The sequence below is a fragment of the Thermaerobacter sp. FW80 genome (assembly GCF_004634385.1).
GTDB classification, from domain to species: domain Bacteria; phylum Bacillota; class Sulfobacillia; order Thermaerobacterales; family Thermaerobacteraceae; genus Thermaerobacter; species Thermaerobacter composti.
On the sequence record NZ_CP037895.1, the window covers coordinates 1,339,553 to 1,361,971 of the forward strand.

General features: G+C 74.7%; 19 protein-coding genes and 2 tRNA genes. 13 read left to right on the forward strand and 8 right to left on the reverse strand.

Annotation, left to right across the window (positions count from 1 at the left end):
• Positions 1 to 86 precede the first annotated feature (86 nt).
• Entirely contained in the window at positions 87 to 1,208 is a 1,122-nt protein-coding gene (locus E1B22_RS05725; RefSeq protein WP_135224910.1) for a glycosyltransferase family 4 protein, read from the reverse strand.
• A 109-nt stretch (positions 1,209 to 1,317) separates the two neighbouring features.
• Between E1B22_RS05725 and E1B22_RS05730 the strand changes: the two genes are divergently transcribed.
• The 3 genes from E1B22_RS05730 (at position 1,318) to E1B22_RS05740 (ending at position 4,903) form a co-directional block, all read left to right on the forward strand.
• Positions 1,318 to 2,325, forward strand: a complete 1,008-nt coding sequence (locus E1B22_RS05730; protein ID WP_135224911.1) for an RNA polymerase sigma factor — start codon at positions 1,318 to 1,320, stop codon at positions 2,323 to 2,325.
• Positions 2,322 to 3,833 carry a DUF4349 domain-containing protein gene (locus E1B22_RS05735; protein ID WP_135224912.1) on the forward strand — a complete coding sequence of 504 codons (1,512 nt, stop codon included), beginning with the start codon at positions 2,322 to 2,324 and terminating at the stop codon, positions 3,831 to 3,833. The genes E1B22_RS05730 and E1B22_RS05735 overlap by 4 nt, the downstream gene beginning before the upstream one ends.
• Positions 3,834 to 3,976: 143 nt before the next feature.
• Positions 3,977 to 4,903 (forward strand): S8 family serine peptidase, encoded by a 927-nt coding sequence (locus E1B22_RS05740; RefSeq protein ID WP_243123774.1) that lies wholly within the window; start codon positions 3,977 to 3,979, stop codon positions 4,901 to 4,903.
• Here E1B22_RS05740 and tnpB read toward each other — a convergent pair.
• Both tnpB and E1B22_RS05750 read right to left on the reverse strand, forming a co-directional pair.
• On the reverse strand, positions 4,814 to 6,082 hold the full coding sequence (gene tnpB, locus E1B22_RS05745) for an IS607 family element RNA-guided endonuclease TnpB (protein WP_135224913.1): 1,269 nt from the start codon (positions 6,080 to 6,082) through the stop codon (positions 4,814 to 4,816). The two genes, E1B22_RS05740 and tnpB, sit on opposite strands and share 90 nt — an antisense overlap.
• Positions 6,079 to 6,651, reverse strand: a complete 573-nt coding sequence (locus E1B22_RS05750; protein ID WP_135224914.1) for an IS607 family transposase — start codon at positions 6,649 to 6,651, stop codon at positions 6,079 to 6,081. The genes tnpB and E1B22_RS05750 overlap by 4 nt, the downstream gene beginning before the upstream one ends.
• A 38-nt stretch (positions 6,652 to 6,689) precedes the next feature.
• Between E1B22_RS05750 and E1B22_RS05755 the strand changes: the two genes are divergently transcribed.
• From E1B22_RS05755 to E1B22_RS13200, 3 genes are all read left to right on the forward strand, one after another.
• Complete coding sequence (locus tag E1B22_RS05755) at positions 6,690 to 6,914, forward strand: PPC domain-containing protein (protein WP_207669926.1); 225 nt, start codon at positions 6,690 to 6,692, stop codon at positions 6,912 to 6,914.
• 335 nt (positions 6,915 to 7,249) lie between these two features.
• Positions 7,250 to 10,639, forward strand: a complete 3,390-nt coding sequence (gene polA / locus E1B22_RS05760; RefSeq protein WP_135224915.1) for a DNA polymerase I — start codon at positions 7,250 to 7,252, stop codon at positions 10,637 to 10,639.
• Positions 10,632 to 11,942 carry a DNA-formamidopyrimidine glycosylase family protein gene (locus tag E1B22_RS13200; protein ID WP_243123775.1) on the forward strand — a complete coding sequence of 437 codons (1,311 nt, stop codon included), beginning with the start codon at positions 10,632 to 10,634 and terminating at the stop codon, positions 11,940 to 11,942. The genes polA and E1B22_RS13200 overlap by 8 nt, the downstream gene beginning before the upstream one ends.
• Here E1B22_RS13200 and E1B22_RS05775 read toward each other — a convergent pair.
• The 3 genes from E1B22_RS05775 to E1B22_RS05785 form a co-directional block, all read right to left on the reverse strand.
• Positions 11,939 to 12,355: a translation initiation factor 2 gene (locus E1B22_RS05775; RefSeq protein WP_243123776.1), complete on the reverse strand. Its 417-nt coding sequence runs from the start codon at positions 12,353 to 12,355 to the stop codon at positions 11,939 to 11,941. The two genes, E1B22_RS13200 and E1B22_RS05775, sit on opposite strands and share 4 nt — an antisense overlap.
• A gap of 474 nt (positions 12,356 to 12,829) precedes the next feature.
• Positions 12,830 to 13,693 (reverse strand): cell wall hydrolase, encoded by an 864-nt coding sequence (locus tag E1B22_RS05780; protein ID WP_135224916.1) that lies wholly within the window; start codon positions 13,691 to 13,693, stop codon positions 12,830 to 12,832.
• A 211-nt stretch (positions 13,694 to 13,904) separates the two neighbouring features.
• A complete protein-coding gene (locus tag E1B22_RS05785; protein ID WP_135224917.1) occupies positions 13,905 to 14,735 on the reverse strand; it encodes a cell wall hydrolase in 831 nt (276 codons plus the stop codon).
• Between the two features lie 377 nt (positions 14,736 to 15,112).
• On the opposite strand from E1B22_RS05785, the gene E1B22_RS05790 reads away from it, so the two are divergent.
• The 6 genes from E1B22_RS05790 (at position 15,113) to E1B22_RS05815 (ending at position 18,237) form a co-directional block, all read left to right on the forward strand.
• Positions 15,113 to 15,313 carry a hypothetical protein gene (locus tag E1B22_RS05790; protein ID WP_135224918.1) on the forward strand — a complete coding sequence of 67 codons (201 nt, stop codon included), beginning with the start codon at positions 15,113 to 15,115 and terminating at the stop codon, positions 15,311 to 15,313.
• A complete protein-coding gene (gene coaE / locus E1B22_RS05795; protein ID WP_243123777.1) occupies positions 15,310 to 16,044 on the forward strand; it encodes a dephospho-CoA kinase in 735 nt (244 codons plus the stop codon). The genes E1B22_RS05790 and coaE overlap by 4 nt, the downstream gene beginning before the upstream one ends.
• Positions 16,041 to 16,823: a lytic transglycosylase domain-containing protein gene (locus E1B22_RS05800; protein WP_243123778.1), complete on the forward strand. Its 783-nt coding sequence runs from the start codon at positions 16,041 to 16,043 to the stop codon at positions 16,821 to 16,823. Before coaE ends, E1B22_RS05800 begins: the two co-directional genes overlap by 4 nt.
• 81 nt (positions 16,824 to 16,904) lie before the next feature.
• Positions 16,905 to 16,988: transfer RNA gene (locus tag E1B22_RS05805), tRNA-Leu, on the forward strand.
• A gap of 67 nt (positions 16,989 to 17,055) precedes the next feature.
• A tRNA-Leu gene (locus tag E1B22_RS05810) sits at positions 17,056 to 17,138 on the forward strand.
• Between the two features lie 340 nt (positions 17,139 to 17,478).
• Positions 17,479 to 18,237 (forward strand): dihydrofolate reductase family protein, encoded by a 759-nt coding sequence (locus E1B22_RS05815; RefSeq protein ID WP_135224919.1) that lies wholly within the window; start codon positions 17,479 to 17,481, stop codon positions 18,235 to 18,237.
• A gap of 59 nt (positions 18,238 to 18,296) precedes the next feature.
• On the opposite strand, the gene folP is transcribed toward E1B22_RS05815, so the two are convergent.
• The gene (gene folP, locus E1B22_RS05820) at positions 18,297 to 20,264 is read right to left on the reverse strand and encodes a dihydropteroate synthase (RefSeq protein WP_135224920.1); all 1,968 of its coding nucleotides are present in this window, start codon (positions 20,262 to 20,264) and stop codon (positions 18,297 to 18,299) included.
• Positions 20,265 to 20,387: 123 nt separating this feature from the next.
• Here folP and E1B22_RS05825 point away from each other — a divergent pair, with 123 nt between their 5' ends.
• Positions 20,388 to 21,131, forward strand: a complete 744-nt coding sequence (locus E1B22_RS05825; RefSeq protein WP_135224921.1) for a glucose 1-dehydrogenase — start codon at positions 20,388 to 20,390, stop codon at positions 21,129 to 21,131.
• A gap of 60 nt (positions 21,132 to 21,191) precedes the next feature.
• On the opposite strand, the gene E1B22_RS05830 is transcribed toward E1B22_RS05825, so the two are convergent.
• Positions 21,192 to 22,406, reverse strand: a complete 1,215-nt coding sequence (locus E1B22_RS05830) for a glycosyl hydrolase family 18 protein (RefSeq protein ID WP_135224922.1) — start codon at positions 22,404 to 22,406, stop codon at positions 21,192 to 21,194.
• Between the last annotated feature and the right edge of the window lie 13 nt (positions 22,407 to 22,419).

Consider the following 22,419-nt stretch of genomic DNA (forward strand, 5'->3'; position numbering starts at 1 on the left):
CGAGGTGGCCCGGCCCCTTGCGCGTTTTCCCTCGCCGGTTTCCATCGGCGCCCCTCCTTCGTTCCTGTTGGGCCTGCTCCGGTGCTTCATCCCGCGCCGGTGGCCGGCCGACCCCCGTTGCCTGACGGCCCGCCTCCCTCGGCGCCCGGAGCCTCAGGTCCAGCCCCGGAAGGACCCGGGCCTGGCCCCGCTCCCGGCGCCCCCGCGCCTGCCGCCCTGTAGACCGCCACCGTCGCCTCGACCATCGCGTCGAGCCCGAGGTGGGCCTCCGCGTAGCGCCGGCCAAAGGCCATCAGCTCCGCCAGCCACCTCCGGTCCCGGTAGAGCCGCAAGAGGTCCTGGAGGATGGCCGCCGGATCCGGCGGTCCCAGGCCGCGGCCGGTGCCGCTGAAGTCGGGGAAGTCCATTCGTTCCACCAGGTCCGGGGTCACCGGGCCGTGGTACTCCCGCCCCAGGATCAGGCAGGCGGCGCCCGAGGCCAGCCCCTCGCGGATGACCCGGCCCGTGCCAGCGACTACGTGCACCCGTCCCATCAACCGCTCCAGTTCGGAAACCCAGCCCAGGTTCTGGATTCGCCCCCCTCCCAGGCGGCGGGTGCTGGCCGCCCACACCTGGGCGTCCCGAGGAAGTCCCTGTACCGCTCGCCGGAACGCGGCCAGGGCGGGGCGCTTCCCGCGATCCACCCGACCGGCGTACAGGAGGGTCCAGCGCGGCTCGCGAATACCGGGGCGAAACCGTTCCAGATCCACGCCGTTGCCCACCACGGCGATCTTCGACCGGTAGGCTCCCAGGTCACCGGCTACGCGGGGGCCCACGCAGATGAGCCGGCTGGCCGCTGCCAGGGCGCGCCGGTAGGCCGGCTGGTCGAGCCCGAGACCGTGGCAGGTCAGCACCAGGGGAACGCCCAGCATCTCGGCAAGGCGGCGGCCCAGCTCGAAGGACCAGGACGACTGGGCGTGCACCACGTCGTACCGCTCGACCGGCAGACCGGCCCGCTCGCCCACCACAGGGGCGGGAAGGAAACGCACCACCACCCCCGCCTCTTCCAGGGCGGCCACCGTACCGGCGTGGGCTTGGCCACCGCCGCGGGAGTGGGTGACCCACAGGTCCACCCGGTGGCCCCGCCGCACCAGCCCCCGGGCCAGGTCCAGGACGTGGGCCGTCTGTCCGGACGGGAAGAATGCCGCCGTGAGCATCAGGACATGCAAGGTGCCATCCCTCCCATTGCCTGGTACCTATGCGCTGGCGTTGGTGTCGGTCCCCAGGAACCGGCGCCGGGATCCTGGCGTCCAAGGCGGTGCAGAGAGGAGGACGGCGATGCACCTCGGCGAGGGCGGGCGGCTGGCTTCTGGGCCTGCGGCCGCAGGGACCCCGCCCGGCGGCGAGGCCGTCGACCCCCCGGTTCCGGCCGGCGACCCGGTCTCTGACGAGGACCTGGTCCAGCGGGCCTGCCAGGGGGACCACGAGGCCTTTGCGGAACTGGTCCGACGGCACCACGGGCTGGTCTACAACCTCTGTCTCAGGCTGGTGGGGCAGCCGGCGGACGCGGCCGACGCCACGCAGGAGGTCTTTCTCCGGGTGTTCACCCGGTTGGCCCGCTTCCGCGGCCAGGCCCGGTTCCGGACGTGGCTCTACCGGATCGCCGTCAACACCTGCCAGGACGAGCTGCGCCGGCGCCGACGGCGACCCTGGCCGTGGGGCGACCTCCACGGCGACCTTCACCCGGCTTCCACCCGCAGGAGGGGTGCAGCCCTGGGGTCCGCTCCGGATCCCGCCGGTGGGTCCGGTGCCGGGCTCTCCGCAGGCGGGGTCGGGGACGAACCCGGCCCGGCCGGCGAACCCGACCGGCCGCCCACCGGCGAGGGGGGAACCGCCGCACCGGCCGGAGCCGGCGGCACCGGCGACGGCGCCGGTGCCGCGGCAGCCGGGACCGCGGTGGCCGGGGCCACGCCGGATCCTGGCGGCGGGGGCACCCGCACCGGTACCAGCGCCCTCCGGGGCGGGAGCGGGAGCCGCGCGGCAGGTGCGGCGCGACCCCCTGTCCGGTTGCCCGATCCCTTCGCGCCGGGATCCAGTCCGGAAGCGGCGGTGCTGGCGGGGGAGATCCGCCAGGCCGTTGCCGCCGCCCTGGCCGGCTTGCCCGAGCCGTTCCGGGTGGCGGTCGTCCTCCGTGACCTGCACGACCTGTCCTATGAGGAGATCGGCGCCGTCCTGGGTTTGCGCCCGGGAACGGTGCGGTCCCGGATTCACCGCGGCCGCCTGCTGCTGCGGGACGCCTTGATCCGCGCCGGCTGGGCGCCGGGAACCGGAGGCGAGACGTCATGAGATGGTCCTGGATCGACTTCCTGGCCGGTTTCCCGGGCCCGGGACTCCACCCGTCCCGCTGGCTTGACGGCGACGCTCGGGCCCAGCTGCCGCCGCAGCGGCGGCAGGCCATCGAGCGCCACCTGGCCCGCTGCCCTCGGTGCCGGACCCTGGCGGAAGCCGAAGCCCAGGCTCGCATGGCCCTGGCGGCCCTGGAGACGGTGGAGCCGCCGCCCGGCCTGATGGAGGCCATCCTGGCCCGGACCGGGATCCCGGCCGGCGTCCCCTCCCCCGCGGCCGCGTCCGCACCAGCAGACCGGCCGGAAGCGGGACGGCCGGCGGTGGGGCCCGCACCCGGGGAAAGGGCCGAACCGGCGGCAAGGCCCGGCCCGGAGCAAGGGGACCGCCACGGGGGCCGCCACGGCCCAGGGCGCCGCCGGGTTCCGGGGCGCGGGCCGGGGCGCAGGCCCCTGCCGGCGGTGCTGGCGGCCGCGGCGATGGTGGCCTTGGTCCTCCTGGCCGGCCGGTTCGGCGGCACCGGTGACGGCCCGGCCGGCTCGCAAAGCACCCCTCCGGGCCGGCAGGGCCTGCCCGCCTTGGAAACGGCGGGCACTCCCGCCGGCGGTCCTCCGGTGGCCACCGATCGCGACGAGGTCCGGGAAGGCGGGACCGTGGCGGCGAACCGGGCGGGCGCGGGGGAGGCCGCAGAGGCCGGAGCGGAGGGATTCGGGGACGGGCCGGGAGCGGCTGAAGGAGCCGGGCCCGCGGACCCCGCCGGCGTGCCGGCTCCCGGACCCCGGGGCGGTGACGCCGCCGCAGCCGGCCTCCTGGCTACGAGTCCGGGTCGGGACCGGCAGGGCCCGTGGCTGATCCGCTCCGGCCGCCTGGAGCTGGCCGTGCCGGACGTGGAGCCCGCCTTCCGGGAGGCACAGGCCGTGGCCCGGCGCCTGGGAGGCTTCACCGAGCAGGCGCAGCTGGAGGGCGGGGGACCGGCCCGCTTCGCCTACCTGGTGCTCCGCGTGCCCGACCAGCGGCTGGAGGAGGCCATGGACCGCCTAGCGGCCCTGGCCGGTGACGGCCGGGTCGACCTGAGGGCCCTGAGTGCCGAAGACATCTCGCAGCAGTGGGTGGATACCCAGGCCCGCCTGGCCAACCTCCGGGCGCAGGAGGAACGGTTGCGGCAGCTGGCCGGGCGTTCGGGCAGTGTGGAGGAGCTGCTCAAGGTGGAACAGGAGCTCTGGCGGGTGCGCGGGGAGATCGAGCAGCTGGAGGGCCAGGTCCGCTACTGGGAACAGGCCATGCGCCTGGCCCGGATCGAGCTGGCCATCGAGGCCTTGGCGCCCCAGCCTGCCCCTCCCGCCGGCGACCTGTTCACCCGCGTCCGCCTGGCCTGGCAGGCCTCGCTGCGGTCCCTGGCCACCCTGGCCACCCTGGCCCTGGTCGGGGCGGCGATCGTGCTGCCGTATGCCGCCCTGGCCGGCGCCGTCGTGCTGGCCTGGCGCATCGGGCGCCGGTGGCGAGGACGCTGACAGGCCGAGCCCTTGGGCGCCGGCAGAACCCAAGGCTTGCGAAGCGGGACCTGAGACCTGCGAAGTTGGGCTTGCGGCACTGAGGCGACCGGGGAACCACCTCGTATATGGTATCCCCAGATCCTGCAAGGAGGGGATGCGTTATGGGTGCGTGGCGCCGGGATTCCGTACCCACAGGGTTTGGTCCGGAGCGCCCGTCCTGGCGGTGCCGCGTTGCCGCCTGCGTGGTCGCCGGGGGCATCCGCATCGGCAACATGTCCCTGGGGGCCGCCGGCTGCTCCGACGGTACCGACTCGCTGTCGACGGCGGTGAACAATGCCGTGACCGCGGGGATCGTCATGATGGTGGCGGCGGGCAACGAGGGGCCCAACCGCTGCACCATCGGGGCCCCGGGGGCGGCGGCCAGCGCCGTCACCGTGGGGGCCGTGTACGACCCCGGCGAGCGGGGCTGGGTGCTGGCCGAGTTCTCCAGCCGCGGGCCGACGGCCGACGGTCGCATCAAGCCCGACGTGACCGCCCCGGGCCGCAACATCACCGCGGCGAAGGCCGGTTCGACCAGGGGGTACGTGACCTACAGCGGAACGTCCATGGCAACGCCCTTCATCGCCGGCACGGCGGCTCTGATGCTGGACGCCAACTACGGGCTCACGCCGTCCCAGGTGAAGAGCCTGCTCACCGCCTCGGGCAACGTGAAGGATTTCGGCCCGGGCGGCAAGGACATCGACTGGGGCGCCGGCATCAGCATCGCCTACAACGCGGTCAAGGCCGCAGGTGGGTACAGCGGCAGCTTCAGCGACGGCCTGCAGCACGCCTACTGGGCGGGGTCCCTGTCGGGCAGCGGTGACAGCGACGTCTACAGCGTGACCGTCACCGACGCCAGCCGGCCCCTGGGCCTGACGATGAACATGGCCTCCAACCGTTACCTGAAACATCGTCATCTGTTTCAGGCAGCCGATCCTCACGGATCGGCAGTGCCGGTCTTACCCGACCATGTGCCGGTGCCGGCTTCCCGCTTCCTCCGGGACCGCCTGCCAGGTGGCAGGTCTTCCATCCCGTCCACGGGCGTTTAACGTCTCCGGGCCACTCCCGGCGACGGCGGCCACGAGGGCCGCGAGATTCCGGGCCGCGTTTTCGTCCCGGTCGAGCACGAGCCCGCATTCCTCGCAGCGGAAGGTGCGCTGCGAAAGCGGCAGCGACGGCTTGATCGCGCCGCACTGGGAACAACGCTTGCTGCTCGGGTAGAACGGCGGCGCTTCGATCAGCTTCGCTCCGTACCATGAGCACTTGTAGCTGAGCTGACGGCGGATCTCCGCCAGGGACGCATCGGCTAGCGCCCGGGCCAGCCGACGGTTCCTCAACATGCCCGCCACATGCAGCTGTTCAACCACCACCACGCCATATCTGGTCGCCAGCTGGTGCGTCAGCTTGTGAAGGGCATCCTGGCGGATGTTCCGGGCCCGCGCATGGAGCCGGGCCAGCCGGCGGCGGGCCTGTTGCCACCCCCGGCTGCCCTCCTGGCGGCGGGCTAGGGCGCGGTTCCACCGGGCGATCTTCTTCAGCGCTTTCTCAAGCGCCCGGGGATTCGGCCACACCTCGCCGGTCGAAAGGACCGCCAGGTGCCGCACACCGGCATCCACGCCCACCACCTTGTCTGGGAACCGGGGGCGGCCCGGCGGCCGCTCCACCTCGCAGGTGAAGCTGACAAACCACCGGCTGCCTTCGCGCGAGACGGTGGCCGAAAGGATGCGGGCCGTCCCCGCCTGGACTCGCTCCAGCAGGGCCGTCGTCGGTTCGTGGGTCTTCACCCGCCCGATCCGAGGCAGGACAACGTGGCTCTTGTCGTCCACCCGGATCGCGCCGGTGGTGAACCGCACGGACTCACGACCCCGCCCCTTCTTCCGAAAGCGCGGGAATCCAACCCGGCGGCCCTTACGTTCACCCTGGCGGCTCTTCGACCAGTTCTGCAGGGCCCGGGCGAGTCCGTCCAGACCGGAGGAGTAGGCCTCCTTCGAGTTCTCCCGCCACCAGGGGGCGACGAGGTGCTTTTGCCGGTTCCACTCCCGCCGCAAGGCCGGAAGCGTCCACGGCACCTCCACATCCTCACCCCGGGCACGGGCTTCCAGGCGCTCTTTCACCAGGGCCAGGCCCCAGTTGAATGCGAAGCGACGGGCGCCCACGTGGGAGGCCAGCGCCCGTTCCTGGCGGGGTGTGGGGTCCAGGGCGAAGCGGTACGCTTGAAGAACCTTCATTCGACATCGCCCCTACGGGCTGCCGCCAGGGCTCGCAGGGCCCGATTGCGCGCCCCCCTCCGGCCATACAATCGAGCGCAGAAGGAGGTCAACACTTCAATCATGTCGCGCACAAGGTCATCCGTTGATTCGCTCGGATCCACGACCACGATCCGCCGTCCCTGGGCTGCGAGAGCGGCTTCCAGGTACTCCACCCCAAAGCGGGCCAACCGATCACGGTGTTCCACCACAATCGTTGCAACCGATGCGTCGGCCAGAAGTCGGCGAAACTTCGCCCGTTTCCCATTCAGCCCGGACCCGATTTCCGTGACCACCTGGCCCACATGAAACCCGTGCTCCGTCGCCCATGCCGTGACCCGGGCAACTTGACGGTCGAGATCGCTCTTCTGGTCGTGAGAGGAAACGCGGGCGTACACCACCGTCTTCCCTTTTGCCGGAGCTGGCAGGTCCACGAGAATGGTCCCGGATGGGGTCTGCCGGGCAGGGACGGGCAGCCGGCCCGCCTTCCACCAACGCCAGGCGGTGATGTAACTGATTCCTTCACGCTTGGCCCACTCGGAGAGCTTCATACCTGAAATATAGCACATATGTTTGCCTATGTCTGACTATGTTTCGGCAAGCTGTTCACGACCCCAGCTGCGGCATCTGGAGCTGCAGCCCGGACTTCGACCTCTACCTGTACGATCCGGCCGGGCGCCTGGTGGCGCGGTCGGAGGGGACGGCCCGGGAGGAGCGGATCCTCTACCAGCCGACGGCCACGGGCACCTACCTTGTGGAGGTCTACAGCTACGCCGGCTCGGGAAGCTACCACCTCGACGCCAGCTACCGGTGACGCCGGTGGCGGATACGGGTGGCGGATGCCTGTAAGCGTGGGGTGGCGCATGCCGGTGCCGGATGCCGGTCACCGTGGTCGCGGATGGCAGCTTAAGGGCCCGGCCGCGGGGCCGGCCCGGTTTGTCTACAGACCCGCCAAGGGGGCGGTGCCATGGGCCCTCCGGCCAGACGGCCGGGGGGCCCGGCTCTTCGTGGAGGCTGTGGCGGGACCGGTGCGGCGGTGGCCGATGCTACAATGAACGGGACAAATCCCGTCACCCCATGGGGGCGCGACGGGCACGGAGGCATGGGAGCCGCCCGGCGCGGTTGTCGCGGGGAGGGGGCAGCACGTCGATGGACGCCGATCGCCAGCAACAGGTAGCCGGGTCGCCGGGCGCGACTTGGTCAGGAGGAACCTGGCCCCGGCCGGTGGCCGGGGGGTCGAAGACCCCGCCGGCGGGGCAGGAGGGCAGTACGGCCGGCGGGCGTCGGGGAGGGACGGGGCGCTCCCAGGGACGGGGTAGCGGTGTCCCATCCCGCCCCCAGGACCTGCTGGCGCCCGACCCGGAGCATCTCGAAGACAAACTGGTCCTGATCGACGGCCACAGCCTGATGTACCGGGCCTTCTTCGCCCTGCCACCCCTGGCCACGGCCGACGGCCTGCCGACCAACGCGGTGTACGGCTTCCTCACCATGCTGCTGCGCCTGCTGGAGGAGGAGCGACCCCGCTACCTGGCCGTCGCCTTCGACCGCGGCCTGCCGACCTTCCGCGTGGAGCGGTACCCCGACTACAAGGGACACCGCCCGGAGACGCCGGACGACCTGCGGAGCCAGTTCCCGATCCTCAAGGACGTGCTGGCCGCCATGGGCGTCCCCATGGTGGAGCACGACGGCTTCGAGGCCGACGACCTGCTGGGCACCCTGGCCCGTCGGGCCCGGGCGGCCGGGGTACCCAGGGTGTTGCTGGTCACCGGCGACCGGGACGTGCTGCAGCTGCTGGACGAGGGTATCGAGGTGCTGCTGACCCGGCGGGGGATCAGCGACGTCCAGCGCTACGACCGCCGGCGCATCCGCCAGGAGATGGGGATCGAGCCCGCCCAGTACCTGGACGTCAAGGCGCTGATGGGCGACGCCTCGGACAACATCCCCGGGGTGCCGGGGATCGGCGAGAAGACGGCGCTCAAGCTGATCCAGCGCCTGGGCGACCTGGAGTCCGTGCTGGCCAACCCCGAGGAGGCGGGCGGCAAGAAGCTGCCGGCTGCCTTGCGCGAATACGCCGATCAGGCGCGCATGAGCCGGGAGCTGGCCCGCATCCGCACCGACGCCCCGGTGGACTTCGACCCCGAGCGCTGGATCCGCCGGCCGGCCGATCCCGGCGTGCTGCGCCCGCTGCTCATGCGGCTGGAGTTCCGCAGCCTGGTGGAGCGGCTGGGGCTGACGGCGCCGGCGGCCGGCGGAATCCAGGGCGCCCCGCGCCACCAGGCCGGGGGACCGCCCAGGGGGGCACCCCGCGACGGGGATCGGGCCGGCCCGTCCGGGGCCAGGGCCGGTGCGGACCCGCGCCGTGCAGGCGACGACGGGGCGAGAGGCGGACGGGGTGCGACGGACGAACCGGCTTCCGCCCGCGGCCCCGAGGCGGGGACGCCCACCGGGCTCGCCGGAGCCGACGGGCTCGCCCCCGGCACCGCGGACGCGGGCGCCGGCTGGCCGGGCGCGGTGGAGGAGCTGACCGCGGAGGCGGTGGCGTCCTGGCTGGACGCGGCGGCGGGGGCCGATGCCGGCGCGGCGCCCGAGGACGCCGACCCGGCAACCGAGCCGGTTGCGCCGGCGGTGGGGCAGCGGTTCGCCGTCGCCGTCGTGGCGTCGTGGGAGGGGGAGGGGGACGAGCCCCGGGGTGGAGCCGGGGCCGTCCTGGCCGGCCTCGGCCTGGCGGCGGGGGGGCGGGCCGCGGCGTGGACGGCTGGGTCCACCGCAGGTGATGGCGCGGGCGCCCGGCCTGGTGCGGCGGGCCGGACCGCTCCGCCGGGGGCCGGCGCCGGCTCCGCGGACGATCCCTCCCCCGCGGCGGCAGGCGTCCGCGGCGACGCGGGAGGCGCCGGGACCGCCGGTCCCGGCGTGCAGGCGGTGCTGCGCGCCCTGCGCGGCCGGCCGCTGGCCGGGTTCGACCTCAAGCCGCTGTACCGGCTTCTGCTGCGCCAGGCGACCGGGGAGCGAGCCCCCGCGCCCTCGGGAGCGGCCAGGGGCGACGGCGCGGGATCGGCCTCGGGCCAGGCGCTCCTGCCGCCGCCGGTGGCCGACCTCAAGCTGGCTGCGTACCTGCTCGACCCGGTGCGCAACCGTTACCACCTCGTGGACACCGCCCGGCAGTTCTTCGGCTGGGACCTGGAGGAGGGGCCCGCCGACCGTCCCGCCGACCCGGCCTGCCGCACCGTGGCGCTCTTGGGACGCGACGCCGCCCTCTGCGCCCGGCTGCGCCCCGCGGTGGAGGCGGAGATCGCCGCCCGCGGCCTGGAGCGGGTGTATCGCGAGATCGAGCTGCCGCTGGTGCCGGTGTTGGCCGCCATGGAGGAGGCCGGCATCGCGGTGGACCGCCGCCAGCTGGAGGAGCTGGGCCGGCTCTTCACCCGGCGCAGCCAGGAGCTGGCCGAGCAGATCTACGAGCTGGCGGGCGAGCGCTTCAACATCAACTCCACCCAGCAGCTGGGGCAGATCCTGTTCGAACGCCTGGGCCTGCCGGTGGTGAAGAAGACCAAGACCGGCTTCTCCACCGACGCCGAGGTGCTCGAGACCCTGGCGGCCAAGCACCCCATCGCCGAGCTGGTGCTGGAGTACCGGTCCCTGGTCAAGCTGCAGGGCACCTACGTGGACGGGCTGGCGGAGCACATCGGCCCCGACGGTCGCATCCACACCACCTTCCAGCAGACGGTGGCGGCGACGGGCCGGCTCTCCAGCACCCAGCCCAATCTGCAGAACATCCCGATCCGGGACGAACCCGGCCGCTCCCTGCGGCGCGCCTTCGTGGCGCCGCCGGGCCACCGCCTGGTGGCGGCCGACTACTCGCAGATCGAGCTGCGGGTGCTGGCCCACTACAGCGGCGACCCCGGGCTGCTGGAGGCCTTCGCCCGCGGGCAGGACGTCCACGCCCGCACGGCCAGCGAGATCTTCGGCGTACCCCTGGAGCGGGTCACGCCCGAGCAGCGGCGGGTGGCCAAGGCGGTGAACTTCGGCCTGGCCTACGGGCAGACGGACTTCGGCCTGGCCCGCGCCCTGCGCATCGACCGGGCCGACGCCCGGCGCTTCATCGATCGCTACTTCGAGCGCTACCCCGGGGTCAAGCGCTACATGGAGGAGACCGTCCGACGCGCCCGCCAGGAGGGCGAGGTGAGCACCCTGCTGGGCCGGCGCCGACCGGTGCCGGAGATCCGCCACCGCGTCTACCACATCCGCCAGAACGCCGAGCGGGTGGCGATCAACACGCCGATCCAGGGGACCGCCGCCGACATCATGAAGCTGGCGATGATCCGGGTGTACCGGGCGCTGGCCGAGGAGGGGCTGCGGGCACGGATCGTCCTGCAGGTCCACGACGAGCTCCTGCTCGAGGCGCCGGAGGACGAGGTGCCCGCCGTGGCCGCCCTGCTGCGGCGGGAGATGGAGGGTGCCTTCACCCTGGCGGTGCCGCTGGTGGTGGAGGTCAAGGCCGGCGCCAACTGGTACGAGATGGAGGCCGTCGACGCCGGTGCCTGAGCTGCCCGAGGTGGAGACCATCCGCCGCGATCTGGAGCGCCACCTGCGGGGGGCGCGGGTCGCGGGGGTGCGGGTCCTGCGCCCCGAGGTGGTGGTGGGGGCGTCGCCGGCGGAGTTCGACCGCCTCCTCCGCGGGGGCCGGTTCCTCCGGTTCGCGCGCCGCGGCAAGTACCTGCTCTTCGAGGTGGAGGTCCCCGACGAAGCGGCCGCCGCGGCGCTCCGCCGGGGCCGAGGGGCCCGCCAGGGCCGAGCGGGCTCAGGGGCGGCGGACGCCGCCCTGCACGGCACGCCCTCGGTTGCGTCCGCGAAGGGATGCGTTCCCGGGGGGCGCGAGCCGGCGGCATCGGCTCCCCTCGGCGCGGCGCGGCGGCCGCGGCGGCGGTGGCTGGCGATCCACCTGCGCATGACCGGCCGGCTCACCCTGGCGCGCCGCCACGAGCCCCTGCCGCCCCACACCCACGTGGTGTGGGAGCTGGCCGACGCCGGGCCGTGGGAGGAGCTGCGCCTCTCCGACCCGCGGCGCTTCGGCCGGGTGTACCTGCTGGGGCGGAGCCCCCTGGGCCGGGGGCCCGGGCTGAGGCCCGGCGACGGCGCCCGCCGTCAGCGCGATGCCGGGATGCCGCCGACGGCTCGCAGCGCGGGTGCCGGCGCCCGCAGCCTCCAGGCTGCGGGCGGCGACCCGGGCCGGCCGGACCCCACGCCGCCGGAGCGGCGCGGCGACCCGGACCAGCCGGGCCCCAGGCCGCCGGAGTGGCGCGGCGACCCCGGCCGACCGGACCCCATACCACCGGGGCTGCGCAGCCTGGGGCCCGAACCCCTGGGCCGCCGCTTCACGGCCTCGGAGCTGGCCCGGCGGCTGGCCGGGCGGCGGGCGCCCATCAAGGCCGTGCTCCTGGACCAGCGGGTGGTGGCCGGCCTCGGGAACATCTACGCCGACGAGGCCCTCTTCCGCGCCCGTCTGCACCCGGCCCATCCCGCGGGGAGCCTGTCGCCGACCGCCTTGCGCCGGCTGGTGCGGGCGGTCCGCCGCGTCCTCCGCGAGGCCCTGGCCGCCGGCGGCACGACCTTCTCCGACTACCGCGACGGCCTTGGGCGCCGCGGGCGCTTCGCTGAGCGCCTGGCCGTCTACGGCCGCGCGGGCGAGCCCTGTCCCCGGTGCGGCACGCCGATCGCCGCCCTGCCCCTGGCCGGGCGCACCGCTCACTTCTGCCCCCGTTGCCAACCCCCGCCCGACGCCGCCGGCGGCGAGGTCGGCCGGGGCGCGGCCTGCCCTCGCCGGGGTGCCGGCCCTCTCGCCCGCTAGGCGTCGTCTTCGCGGCGATCCCGCGGGCGCCGGCTGGGGCCGGGACGCGTCGGCGAGGCGGCGCCGCCGGGGGACGGGGCGGCGGGACCGCCCGCCCCGGGGGCGGGCCGCGTGGCCTGCGGGGCCCCGTAGGCCGTGGCGTCGGGTTCCGGACCGCCGATGTCCGCCGTCACCCGCAGTCCGGGGACCTCGAATTCCACCTGGGGACGCACGCCGATGGCCCGGGCCTGGGCGTCGGCCAGTTCCTCCAGCTCGTCGATCCAGCGGTCGTCGTCGGTGAAGGAGGACGGGGCGCCGGAGGTCACGGGTCGATCGGGCGCCGGGGCGCCGGGTTCGGGACGAACCCGGCCCCTGACCGGCGGCCTCCCGGTCCCCTCCTCGGTCGCGTCAGGTCGCCCATCGCGCGGCGACATGGCCCTCGCTCCTCTGCCGGGCCCGGAGTGGGCGGAAGGACCCGGCTCCTGTAGCGTGGCCACCCCGGCGGCCGAGCAACCGTGGACGCGAGGGGGCGGGGAGCCGCAGCTCCCCGCCCCCTCGCGGGCAGCACCCGATGCCGTGGCCCGGCGGCGGCCGATGCCATGGCCGGCGCGGCGCCGACGGCGCGCCGCGCACCCCATCCCAAGCCGTGCGCCCCATCGCGGGCCGTTCCCAGCGCCCCCGGCCGCATCCCGGCCGTCCCAGGGCCGGCGGCCATCATGCCGGGGCGACGCCCGGCGGCCGGCCCGTCATGCGCCGTGGGGCAAGGGCGATCCGCCGGCAGCGCGCCGGCGGATCGCCTCACCCCTCACCGCAGCGGGGCACCGCCGCAGGCGGCGCCGGGGACCGCCCGCTCCGCGGCGCCGGGCCCTCGCGCCCACCCCGCGCCGCACCGGGGTCCCGCCGCCGGCTCAGTAGGCGAACCGGTGGTTGCCGATCCAGCCCGCGCTGGGCCGGCTCTCCAAGAAGGGCTGGTAGCCGGACTTCATCGGGTTCCAGAAGTAGAGGGCGCCGCCGGTCGGATCCCAGCCGTTGACGGCGTCGATGGCCGCCTGCCACGACTCGGCGCTGGGTTCCTGCCAGAAGGTCCCGTTGAGCACGGGTTCGAACTGATAGGGCTCGAAGAGCACCCCGGCCACCGTGTCCGGGAACAGGGGGCTCTTGACGCGGTTGAGGATCACGGCGGCGACGGCCACCTTGCCCACGTACGGCTCGCCGGCCGCCTCGGCCTCGACCATCTGGGCCAGGAGGCGCAGCTCGTAGTCGCTGACGTGCACCCCGGACCCGGTGCGACCGCCCCGCTCCGGCGCGGCCGGCGCGGCCGGGCGTCCCGAGTCGCCGCTCCCCGATCCGCCGCTCCAGCCGCCGAGGGGCACGATCAGGCGCTGGCCGGGCACGATCTCGTCGGTCCCCAGGGCATTGGCCCGCTGCAGGGCCGCCGCCGTCAGCCCGTACTTGCGGGCGATCTTGAAGAGCGTGTCCCCGGGTCGCACGGTGTAGATGTCATACCGCTCCACCTTGGGGATCGCCAGATACGTGCCGGCCCACACCACGTCGGCCGACGGCAGCCGGTTCAGCTCGACGATGTCGGCCATCGGCACCCCGTAGCGCTGGCTGATCTTCCAGATGGTCTCGCCCCAGCGCACGTAGTGGGTGACGAAGGCCGGACCGCCGTGGGCGGCCGCCGGGGCCGCGGTACCCAGCAGGGTCAGGCCGGCCAGGCCGAACCCCGCCACGAGGCTTGCCAGCGTCCGCTGCCAACGCCGCTGCACCATCGCGTCCCTCCCCGGGTGAAATGGTGATGTAACATTGACGCAATGAATTATAGGGACGCGCAACAATTGCGATCATTAGCAAAATGTTTCCTGTTCGGGTGGGGAGAGACGCGTCAACAGGTGAGACGGGACTCGATGGAAGCGCGCTTGGCAGCTGCAATCCGCGAGGTGTGCAACCGGCGGGCGCCGGCGGCCGCCCGCCGGTCCGCCCTCAGTACGCGAAGCGGTGGTTGCCGATCCACCCCGCACTGGGCCGCGCCTCCAGATGGGGCTGATGGCCGCTCTCGGCCGGGTTCCAGAAGTAGAGGGCCCCGCCCGTGGGATCCTCGCCGCGGGCGGCATCCCGGGCGGCCCGCCAGGACGCGGGGCTCGGCTCGCGCCAGAACCAGCCGTTCAGGATGGGTTCGAACTGCCAGGGCTGGAAGATCACCGCTTCCACGGTGTCCGGGAAGAGGGGGCTGCGCACCCGGTTGAGGATCACCGCCCCTACGGCCACCTTGCCCGCGTACGGCTCGGCGCCCGCCTCGGCCTCGATCATCTGGGCCAGGAGGCGCAGCTCCCAGGGGCTCAGGGCCATGGGCGGGTGCCGACGCTGGGGCCCACGGGCGGCTGGGCGACCCTCGCGCTCGGCTGGGCGACCCTCTCTCCCGCCGCGGAGATGCCGATGCCCTACGTCCGATCCGCCCTTGTGGGGTCCGGTGGGTGCGTCCCGACGCCATCCGGTGGCACCGTCCGCGCGCAGCGTGGCGGCCCCGGGCCGGGGCGCGCCCTGGGTCGCGATCCCGTCCGCGTCCTGGATGCCCCGGCCGGATGAGCCGCCCGGACCGCCTTCGTCGGCGTCGTGGGCGCGGGCCAGGACGGGGGCACCGCCCGTCAGCCCGGGGTGCGCCTCGCCGGCCACGGCCGCCACCGGCCCCGCGAGGACGAAGGCCAGGGCCAGGGCGACGGCCAGGATCGGCCCGCCGGGCGACGCGCCTCCAGCCGACCGGCCGGGCGGCTGCGGGCTGGCCGGGGTGACCTGCTCCTTGGCAGCAGCCTGCATGGGAGCCCCTCCTCCAACCGTATGTCGTGAACCGTCGTCCGCCGTGGCGTCCCCGCCGCACGGCGTTCGCCACGTTTGTGTATGGAAATAGGCTATTTCAACTTTTTACGCGTAAATTATAAGAAGTCGTAGATTTCTCGACATCGTTCAATCCATGGTCATGAGGACGGAGATCGACAGAACAGGAAATCGCCGGTTCCGGCGGGCGGTGGCCCGGCCGACGCGCCGTCCGGCCGACAGCGCCTGTCATCGCGAGGGCCCCGGGCGCGCGGTATAATCGCGACGGCTGCGGTCCGAACGGGAGGCGGGACGCGGTCGCAGCGCCGGACCGGTGGCGCAGCGGCGTCGTCGGCAGGGTTTGAGGGGGTCGGTCCGACATGATGGTGGTGGCGTTGGAGTTCGACGACCCGAAGAAGCTGGAGGCGGCGGTCCAGCGCCTGCGCAAGAACCTGGGCGTGACCGGCGAGCTGGCCATCAAGCCCCTGGAGGGAGGCCGCTGGCGGCTGACCATCACCTCCGAGAAGACGCTGCGGGAGGCGTCCCTGGAGCGGTTGGGCGGCCAGCGGGTCGACCTGTGAGGCCGGCTGACGGCCCCCTGCCGCCGGGCCGCGGCGACGCGGGCGACCCGGGGACCGGCGGGGAGGGGGCGCGGCCGGCCTCCGCGCGGGTCCGCCCCTTGCTGATCGGCCTCACCGGCGGCATCGGCAGCGGCAAGAGCGTCGTCGCGCGCATGCTGGAGGCCCTGGGCGCGGCCGTCGTCGACGCCGACGCCATCGCCCGCGAGGTGGTGCGGCCGGGCGAGCCCGCCCTGGACCGGGTGGTCCAGGTCTTCGGACCGGCGGTGCTCACCCCCGCCGGCGAGCTCGACCGGCGCGCCCTGGGTCGCATCGTCTTCCAAGACGAGCGGGCGCGCCAGGAGCTGGAGCGCATCCTGCACCCGGCCATCCACCGGCGGACGAGGGAGCGCATCGGCGCCCTGCTGGCCGGCGGGCGCCATCCTGCGGTGGTCTGGGACGTGCCCCTCCTCTTCGAGGTCGGCGCGGAGCACCGGGTGGACCAGATCTGGGTGGTCACCGCACCGCGGGAGGTGCGGCTGGCGCGGCTTCGGCGCCGGGATCCCGACCTCTCCGCCGAGGAGCTGGCGCGTCGGATGGCCGCGCAGTGGCCCCTGGAGGAGAAGGCAGCCCGCGCCCACGTGGTGATCGACAACGGCGGCAAGCTGGAGGCGACCCGCCGGCAGGTGGAGGCGGCGTGGCGTCGGCACGTGCTGCGGGGCGCGGCGCCGGACGGGGAGGGCGACGGCGCGTGAGCCGCCGGCTGGGCGCGGGGGTGCGGCGCCCCGCCGGGCGGGCGGAGCCGCCCGCCGTCGGGGATCCCGTCCTGCCGGAGCGGAGTCCCAGCCTCGTGCGGCTGGGCGCGGCCGGCAGCGGAGCGGGCGCAGCGGTGGAGACCGGCGGGCGATGGGGTCCGCCTGTCGTCCGCCGCGGACGCTGGCTGCCCTGGGGAGCCGCGGGGCTGCTCGGGCTCCTCGCCGTCCTGGCGGCCCTGTATGCCGCCTATCCCATCCCGATGGCCGACCTCGTCCACCGGGAGGCGGCCGCGTGCGGGCTCGACCCGTTGCTGGTCGCGGCGGTGGTCCGGCGGGAGAGTGGATTCGAGCCCCGCGCCGTCTCGGAGCGGGGCGCCCGGGGGCTGATGCAGGTCATGCCGGAGACCGGGGCCTGGGTGGCGGGGCGCTTGGGGCTCAGGGGGTATCATCCGGACCGGCTCTTCGAGCCGGCGTACAACCTTCGGTTGGGGTGCGCGTACCTCGCCTACCTGCTCGAGCGCTTCGGGGGCGATGCCGTGGCGGCCCTGGCGGCCTACAACGGCGGGGAGGGGACGGTGGACGACTGGATCGCCCGGGGTCGCTGGCACCCCCGGCGCGGCGCCGAGGCCATCCCCTACCCAGAGACGCGCCGGTTCGTCACCGGAGTGTTGCGCGACTATCGGGTGTACGTATGGCTGTACCGGCGCCTGCCGGCGCTGTGGCACGCGGTGCGCCAGGCCGGCGCGGCCGCCGGCCGCGGGCTTGGCGCCGCGGGGTGAGGACCCGAAGACGGCTTGCGCGCCGCCGGGCAGGGTGCTATATTACCAGTGCGCGGCCGATCCGAGCGGCAGCGCATCCATGCCGAAGTGGTGGAACTGGCAGACACGCGGTGTTCAGGGCGCCGTGGGCGTAAGCCCGTGTGGGTTCGAATCCCACCTTCGGCACCGGCGGACAGGGCGTGACGTTCCTGTCCGCCTTTCCCGTCCCGCCCCGTCCGTGCGGGCGCGACGTGCGAGGGTGCTGGAATTGGCAGACAGGCACGTTTGAGGGGCGTGTGGGTTTATCCCGTGCGGGTTCGAGTCCCGCCCCTCGCACCGGTTCGCCGGGCGGCGTGGCCCCGGGCCACGCCGCCCGGCCCGTTTTTTCACGCCGCGGAGCCGATCGCTGGCGGACCCGCCCCGCGCAAGGAGCTGCACGCGCCGGGCATGGGGAACCTCCCCCTGGGAGGAATGCGGGCTCGTGCTCGACCGGGGCGAGAACGCGGCCCGGGATCTCGCGGCCTTGGTGGCCGCCGTCGCCGGGAGTGGCTCGAGACGACGTGTCAGGCAACGGTAGGCAACCCCTCCCGGGCAAGGATAAGATCGAGCCGGGGTGCGCTGGAAACGTCGACCAGCACACCCACCGGCAATCCGGATGAGGGCAGGTGAACCCCTGGTGCAGCAGCTCTACCCCGAGGCGCGCCCCTGGCCCGATCCCCTGACCATCTACGACGACCTGGATCTGCCCGAGGGGCCGCCCCATCGCCCCTACGTGCTGGTGAACATGGTCACCACGGTGGACGGCAAGGTGACCATGGGGCGCGGCGCCATCAAGGAGGCCATCGGCAGCAAGGTGGACCACGCCCTGATGGCCCGGCTGCGGGCGCCCGTCGACGCCGTGCTGCGGGGGGCGGGCACGGTGCGCGCCTACGACGTACCCCCCCGGGTGCCCGACGAGTACGCCGAACGGCGCCAGGCCCGCGGCCTCCCCGCCCAGCCGCTGCCGGTGGTGATCACCGGCTCGTGCGACCTGCCCCTGGACGCCCGGTTCTTCCGGGACGCTCCGCGCCGTCCCCTGGTCATCACCCGCCGGGCCGCGCCCGGCGAGCGGATCGAGGCCGTCCGCCGCGTCGCCGACGTGGCCTTCGCGGGGGAGGACCGGGTGCAGATGCGGGCGGCCCTGGCCCTGTTGCGGGAGCGCTACGGGATCCGGCGCCTCCTCAGCGAGGGCGGTCCGACGGTGAACTTCGCCATGCTGGAGGCCGGCGTGGTGGACGAGCTCTTCTGGACCGTGGCGCCGAAGATCGTCGGCTATGCGGAGGACAAGACCATGGTCATGGGGTCCCGGCCCCTGGAGCCGCGGGTCCGCCTGCGCCTGGTCAGCGCCTTCTTCCACGAGGGCGAGCTCTTCCTCCGCTACCACGTGCTGGACTGACGCGAGCCCCCGGGGCGGCGGCCGCCGCCGCCCTCGGCGGTGCCAAGGCGGCCCCGCCTTCACGGGGATCCGTGGGGACGTTCCGGCCCCGCCTGCGGTGCCGGGGTCTGACGGCCGGCGGCCCCGTGGGGGTTGGCCGCGTCCGGGTCGGCCGCCGGCGGGACGGGAAGGCGACCCAGCTCCCGCAGGGGGCGGCGCTGTCGCCCCGTGACGGCGTCGAAGGGCCAGCCGTCCGCCGGCTCGTCCCACCCGCGGACTAGGGCGTCGGCCATGCGCGCGGCCCGCGCGTTGGCCCGCACGTCGTGGACCCGCACCATGTCGGCACCGTGGACCACCGCCAGGACGGTGGTGGCCAGGGTGCCCTCCAGCCGCTGGTGGACGGGCGTCTCGAGGACGTTGCCGATCACGGACGTCCGCGAGGCCCCCAGGAGCACCGGGTAGCCCAGGCTGCGGAAGGCGCCCAGGTGCTCAAGGATCTCCAGGTTGTGGCGGGTGCGCTTGCCCACGCCGATGCCGGGGTCGACCACGATGGCCTCGGGTCGCACCCCCGCCGCCAGGGCGCGGTCCACGCCCTCCTGCAGGTAGCGGGCGATGTCCAGCACCACGTCGTCGTACCGCGGCTGCCGCGCCAGGTTGCGGGGGTGTCCCTGCAGGTGCATGACGACGACCCCTGCCCCGTACCGCGCGCAGACGGCGGCCAGCTCGGGGTCCGCGTGCAGGCCGCTGATGTCGTTGATGATGTGGGCGCCGGCCTGGAGGGCGGCCTCGGCCACCGGCGCCTTGTAGGTGTCGATGGAGATGGGCACGTCCAGCTCCCGCACCAGGCGCTCGACCACGGGCATCAGCCGGGCCAGCTCCTCCTCGAGCTCCGGCTTGGAGGCGGCGATGTTGGCGCTCTCGGCGCCCACGTCGATGAGGTCGGCCCCCTCGGCCACCATCTCCAGCGCGCGCCGCACCGCCCGATCGGGCGCGTCGTAGCGGCCGCCGTCGGAGAAGGAGTCGGGGGTGACGTTGAGCACGCCCATGATCAGGGTGCGCCGCCCGAACACCAAGCTGCGCCCGCGGAAGTCGACCCGTCGCGGGACGCGGGCCAGGGGCACCTCGCCGGCCGCCCGCAGGGCGGCGGCCACCGCCGCGGACCAACCGGCGCCGTCGCGGCGGCCCGTGGGCCCGGCGAGCCCTTCCGGGGGAGGCGCCGGCGACGCGAAGGGCAGGGCACGAAGAGCCCGCGCCAGGGCGCGACCGGCTCCCTCCGCCCCGGAGGGCGGAGGCGGGCCGTCGGCGCGGCCGTCGCCGGCACCCCCGGCCGGCAGCTCGCCCGTCGGGCGGGACGAACCGGCCTGCAGGGGCCGGCTGGGCGGAGACCCCGCCAGGACCCAGCGACCGGCCAGCTCCCACAGCGCGGCGACGGCACCGGCCACCAGCAGGCTCGTCGCGCCGGCGTAGGGCCGCCAGGTGGCGAAGCCCGTCCGCGCCGCCGCGTCGTGGGCCAGGCGGCGGGCCAGGTCCGGCGGCAAGGGGGCGATCTCGAAGACGTGGTGCCAGCGGCCGTGGAGGGCGACGGCACCGGGCCAGCCGACCCGCACGAGGCGGGCGGCGACGTCGCCCGCGTGCCACGGTCCGCGGTGGACGGCCACGACGGGGGTCGAGCGGGGAGAGGACGGCATGGTCGGAACGCCTCCTCGCGCACAGGGGCGCCGCGGGACGACGCCCTGCTCCCGGTCCACCGGGAGGGGGGCCGCGCCGTGCCCCAGGGTCGCCGGCGCCAGCTCCGCCCACGCCCGTTCCGCCAGGGGTCCCCACAGGTCGTAGTGCGGGATGCGACCGTGGCGGCAGATGCCCCGGGCCGGCAGGCCGAAGCGGGTTCCCCACGCGGCCAGCCGGCGTTCGTCGGCGCAGAGGACCTTGACCAGGTAGGGCGCCACCTGGCCGCCGGGCACCGGACGGTGCCAGGGCTGGCGCAGCACCGCCAGCTGGCCGCGACGGGCCCGCTCCAGGGCGCGACGCCACTGTTCGACCAGGCGCACGGGCGATGCTCCTCGGACGAACCGGCCGGGCGCTGACCCGTCCGGCCGGCGGTGGGGCCCACCGGCATGGGCAGGGACCTCGCCGGTGGCGCTCGCCCCCATCATAGCAAGGAGGTGACCTCCATGCGGCTCCAGGACGAGGTGGCCGTGGTGACGGGCGCCGGCCGCGGCATCGGCTGTGCGGTGGCGCTGCGCCTGGCCGCGGAGGGAGCGGCCGTCGGCGTGCTGGACGTCGACGCCGCGGCCGCCGAGGCGACGACGGCGGCCATCCGCCGGCAGGGAGGCCGGGCGGTGGCGCTGGCGGCCGACGTGGCCGACAGCCCGGCCGTGGCCCGGGCCATGGCCCGGGTGGCCGAGGAGCTCGGCCCGCCGACCATCCTGATCAACAACGCGGGCATCGGCGGGTTCGTCCCCCTGGATCACCCGGAGGCCGAGGCCACCTGGCACCGCGTGCTGGCGGTCGACCTCACCGGGGCCTATCTCTGCGCGCGCCATGCGGTGCCCTACATGAAGCGGGCCGGCCGGGGCGCCATCGTCCAGATCGCCTCGACGCGGGCGCTAATGTCCGAGCCCGACGGCGAGCCGTACGCCGCCGCCAAGGGCGGGCTGCTGGCGCTCACCCATGCCCTGGCCATCAGCCTGGGACGCTACGGGATCCGCGTCAACGCCGTCAGCCCGGGGTGGATCGACACCGGTCACGAGCCCGTGACCGAGGCGGACCACGCCCAGCACCCGGTCGGCCGGGTCGGCCGCCCCGAGGACGTGGCCGCAGCCTGCGCCTTCCTGGTCTCGCCCGAAGCCGGGTTCATCACCGGCCAGAACCTGGTGGTCGACGGCGGCATGACCGTCAAGATGATCTACGCGTGAGCCCCGGTCCGTCGCGGCGGCCGCCGGACGCGGCGGGGCCCCGGGGAGCGGCCGGCGGCCTCAACTCAGGCGGCGTGCGATCTCGCGCCAGCCGGCGGGGTCTTCCATGCCCAGCCGCCAGATGGCGACGCCCCGGACCCGGTGCCGGCGGACCAGATCCAGCTTCTCCGCCCAGCTGCGGCCGTTCTCGAAGTAGACCGCGTGGCTCGAGCCGTCGTCGCCGGTGTAGGTGAAGAAGGGCACGCGGGCGCGGTCGTCCCACCGCACCTCGACGCCGCGCTCGCGGGCGAGCCGCACCGCCTGGGCGTGGTCGAGGTAGCGGGGCAGTCCGTCCCCACCCCAGTCGAACCCGAAGGCGCCCAGCCCCACGATCACCTTCTCTCGGGGTACGTGGCGCAGGGCGTAGCGGACCATGCGGTCGACGTAGTCCAGGGACGCCAGGGGGCCCGGCGGCGTGTCGGCGCGGTGCTCGGAGTAGGTCATCAGGATGAAGAAGTCCACGGCGCGGCCGAGGGCGGCGTAGTCGTAGGCGCCGGCGTTGGGATCGGTGGGGTCGTCCCGGTCCCGGGGGAAGACGGCGATGCTCAGCAGCTTCCCCTCCGGCAGCGCCTCCCGCACCTTGCGCACGAAGGCCGTCAGTCGGGGGCGCTCTTCGGGCGGCACGGTCTCCAGGTCCAGGTGGACGCCGTCGTAGCCCTCCTGCCGCATCAGGTCCAGCATGCCGCGGATGGCCCGGTCCTGGGCCCGGGGATCGCGGAGGAACCGGCGTGCGGTGGCGGCGCTGCGGTCGCCCGAGCCGTAGAGCAGGTTGTGGAGGATGAGCTCGACCTTGAGCCCGCGCCGGTGGGCGTCGGCGATCACCTGGCGGCGCCGCGGGGGCGGGGGCGCCCCGTAGGCCTCGATGGTGCCGTCGCCGGACTCCGCCAGTCGGAACCAGAAGGGTACGACGACGTCCAGGTCCCGGGCGTGACGGACCATGGTCGCGAAGGAGCCCGGCAGCCCGGCCTCCGGCTCGGGCTCGGTGTAGAAGCCGTACACCACCGGGTCGTTGCCGACGATGCCGGCGGCCCGGTTGGACGGCGGGCTGGGGCGCTGGCCGTCGCCCGGCTTGGCCGGGGGGCGGGCGGCGGGCCCGCCGGCGCAGGCGCCGAGGAAGAGGGCCGCGCCGAGGGCGAGGGCGACGAGCCGGATGACCGACGGCCGCCTCCGGGCCCGGCGGCCGCGTCCCGGGCGGCAAGAGGGGCGTTCGGGGCACTGCGGGGGCAGGGTGGTCACGGTTCATCCCTCC

Bases quoted from the DNA above. Each gene is read 5' to 3' on its own strand.
- E1B22_RS05730 (WP_135224911.1), top strand. From the start codon at position 1,318: ATGCACCTCGGCGAGGGCGGGCGGCTGGCTTCTGGGCCTGCGGCCGCA.
- E1B22_RS05735 (WP_135224912.1), top strand. From the start codon at position 2,322: ATGAGATGGTCCTGGATCGACTTCCTGGCCGGTTTCCCGGGCCCGGGA.
- E1B22_RS05740 (WP_243123774.1), top strand. From the start codon at position 3,977: ATGGGTGCGTGGCGCCGGGATTCCGTACCCACAGGGTTTGGTCCGGAG.
- tnpB (WP_135224913.1), bottom strand. From the start codon at position 6,082: ATGAAGGTTCTTCAAGCGTACCGCTTCGCCCTGGACCCCACACCCCGC.
- E1B22_RS05750 (WP_135224914.1), bottom strand. From the start codon at position 6,651: ATGAAGCTCTCCGAGTGGGCCAAGCGTGAAGGAATCAGTTACATCACC.
- E1B22_RS05755 (WP_207669926.1), top strand. From the start codon at position 6,690: ATGTTTCGGCAAGCTGTTCACGACCCCAGCTGCGGCATCTGGAGCTGC.
- polA (WP_135224915.1), top strand. From the start codon at position 7,250: ATGGACGCCGATCGCCAGCAACAGGTAGCCGGGTCGCCGGGCGCGACT.
- E1B22_RS05775 (WP_243123776.1), bottom strand. From the start codon at position 12,355: ATGTCGCCGCGCGATGGGCGACCTGACGCGACCGAGGAGGGGACCGGG.
- E1B22_RS05780 (WP_135224916.1), bottom strand. From the start codon at position 13,693: ATGGTGCAGCGGCGTTGGCAGCGGACGCTGGCAAGCCTCGTGGCGGGG.
- E1B22_RS05785 (WP_135224917.1), bottom strand. From the start codon at position 14,735: ATGCAGGCTGCTGCCAAGGAGCAGGTCACCCCGGCCAGCCCGCAGCCG.
- E1B22_RS05790 (WP_135224918.1), top strand. From the start codon at position 15,113: ATGATGGTGGTGGCGTTGGAGTTCGACGACCCGAAGAAGCTGGAGGCG.
- E1B22_RS05825 (WP_135224921.1), top strand. From the start codon at position 20,388: ATGCGGCTCCAGGACGAGGTGGCCGTGGTGACGGGCGCCGGCCGCGGC.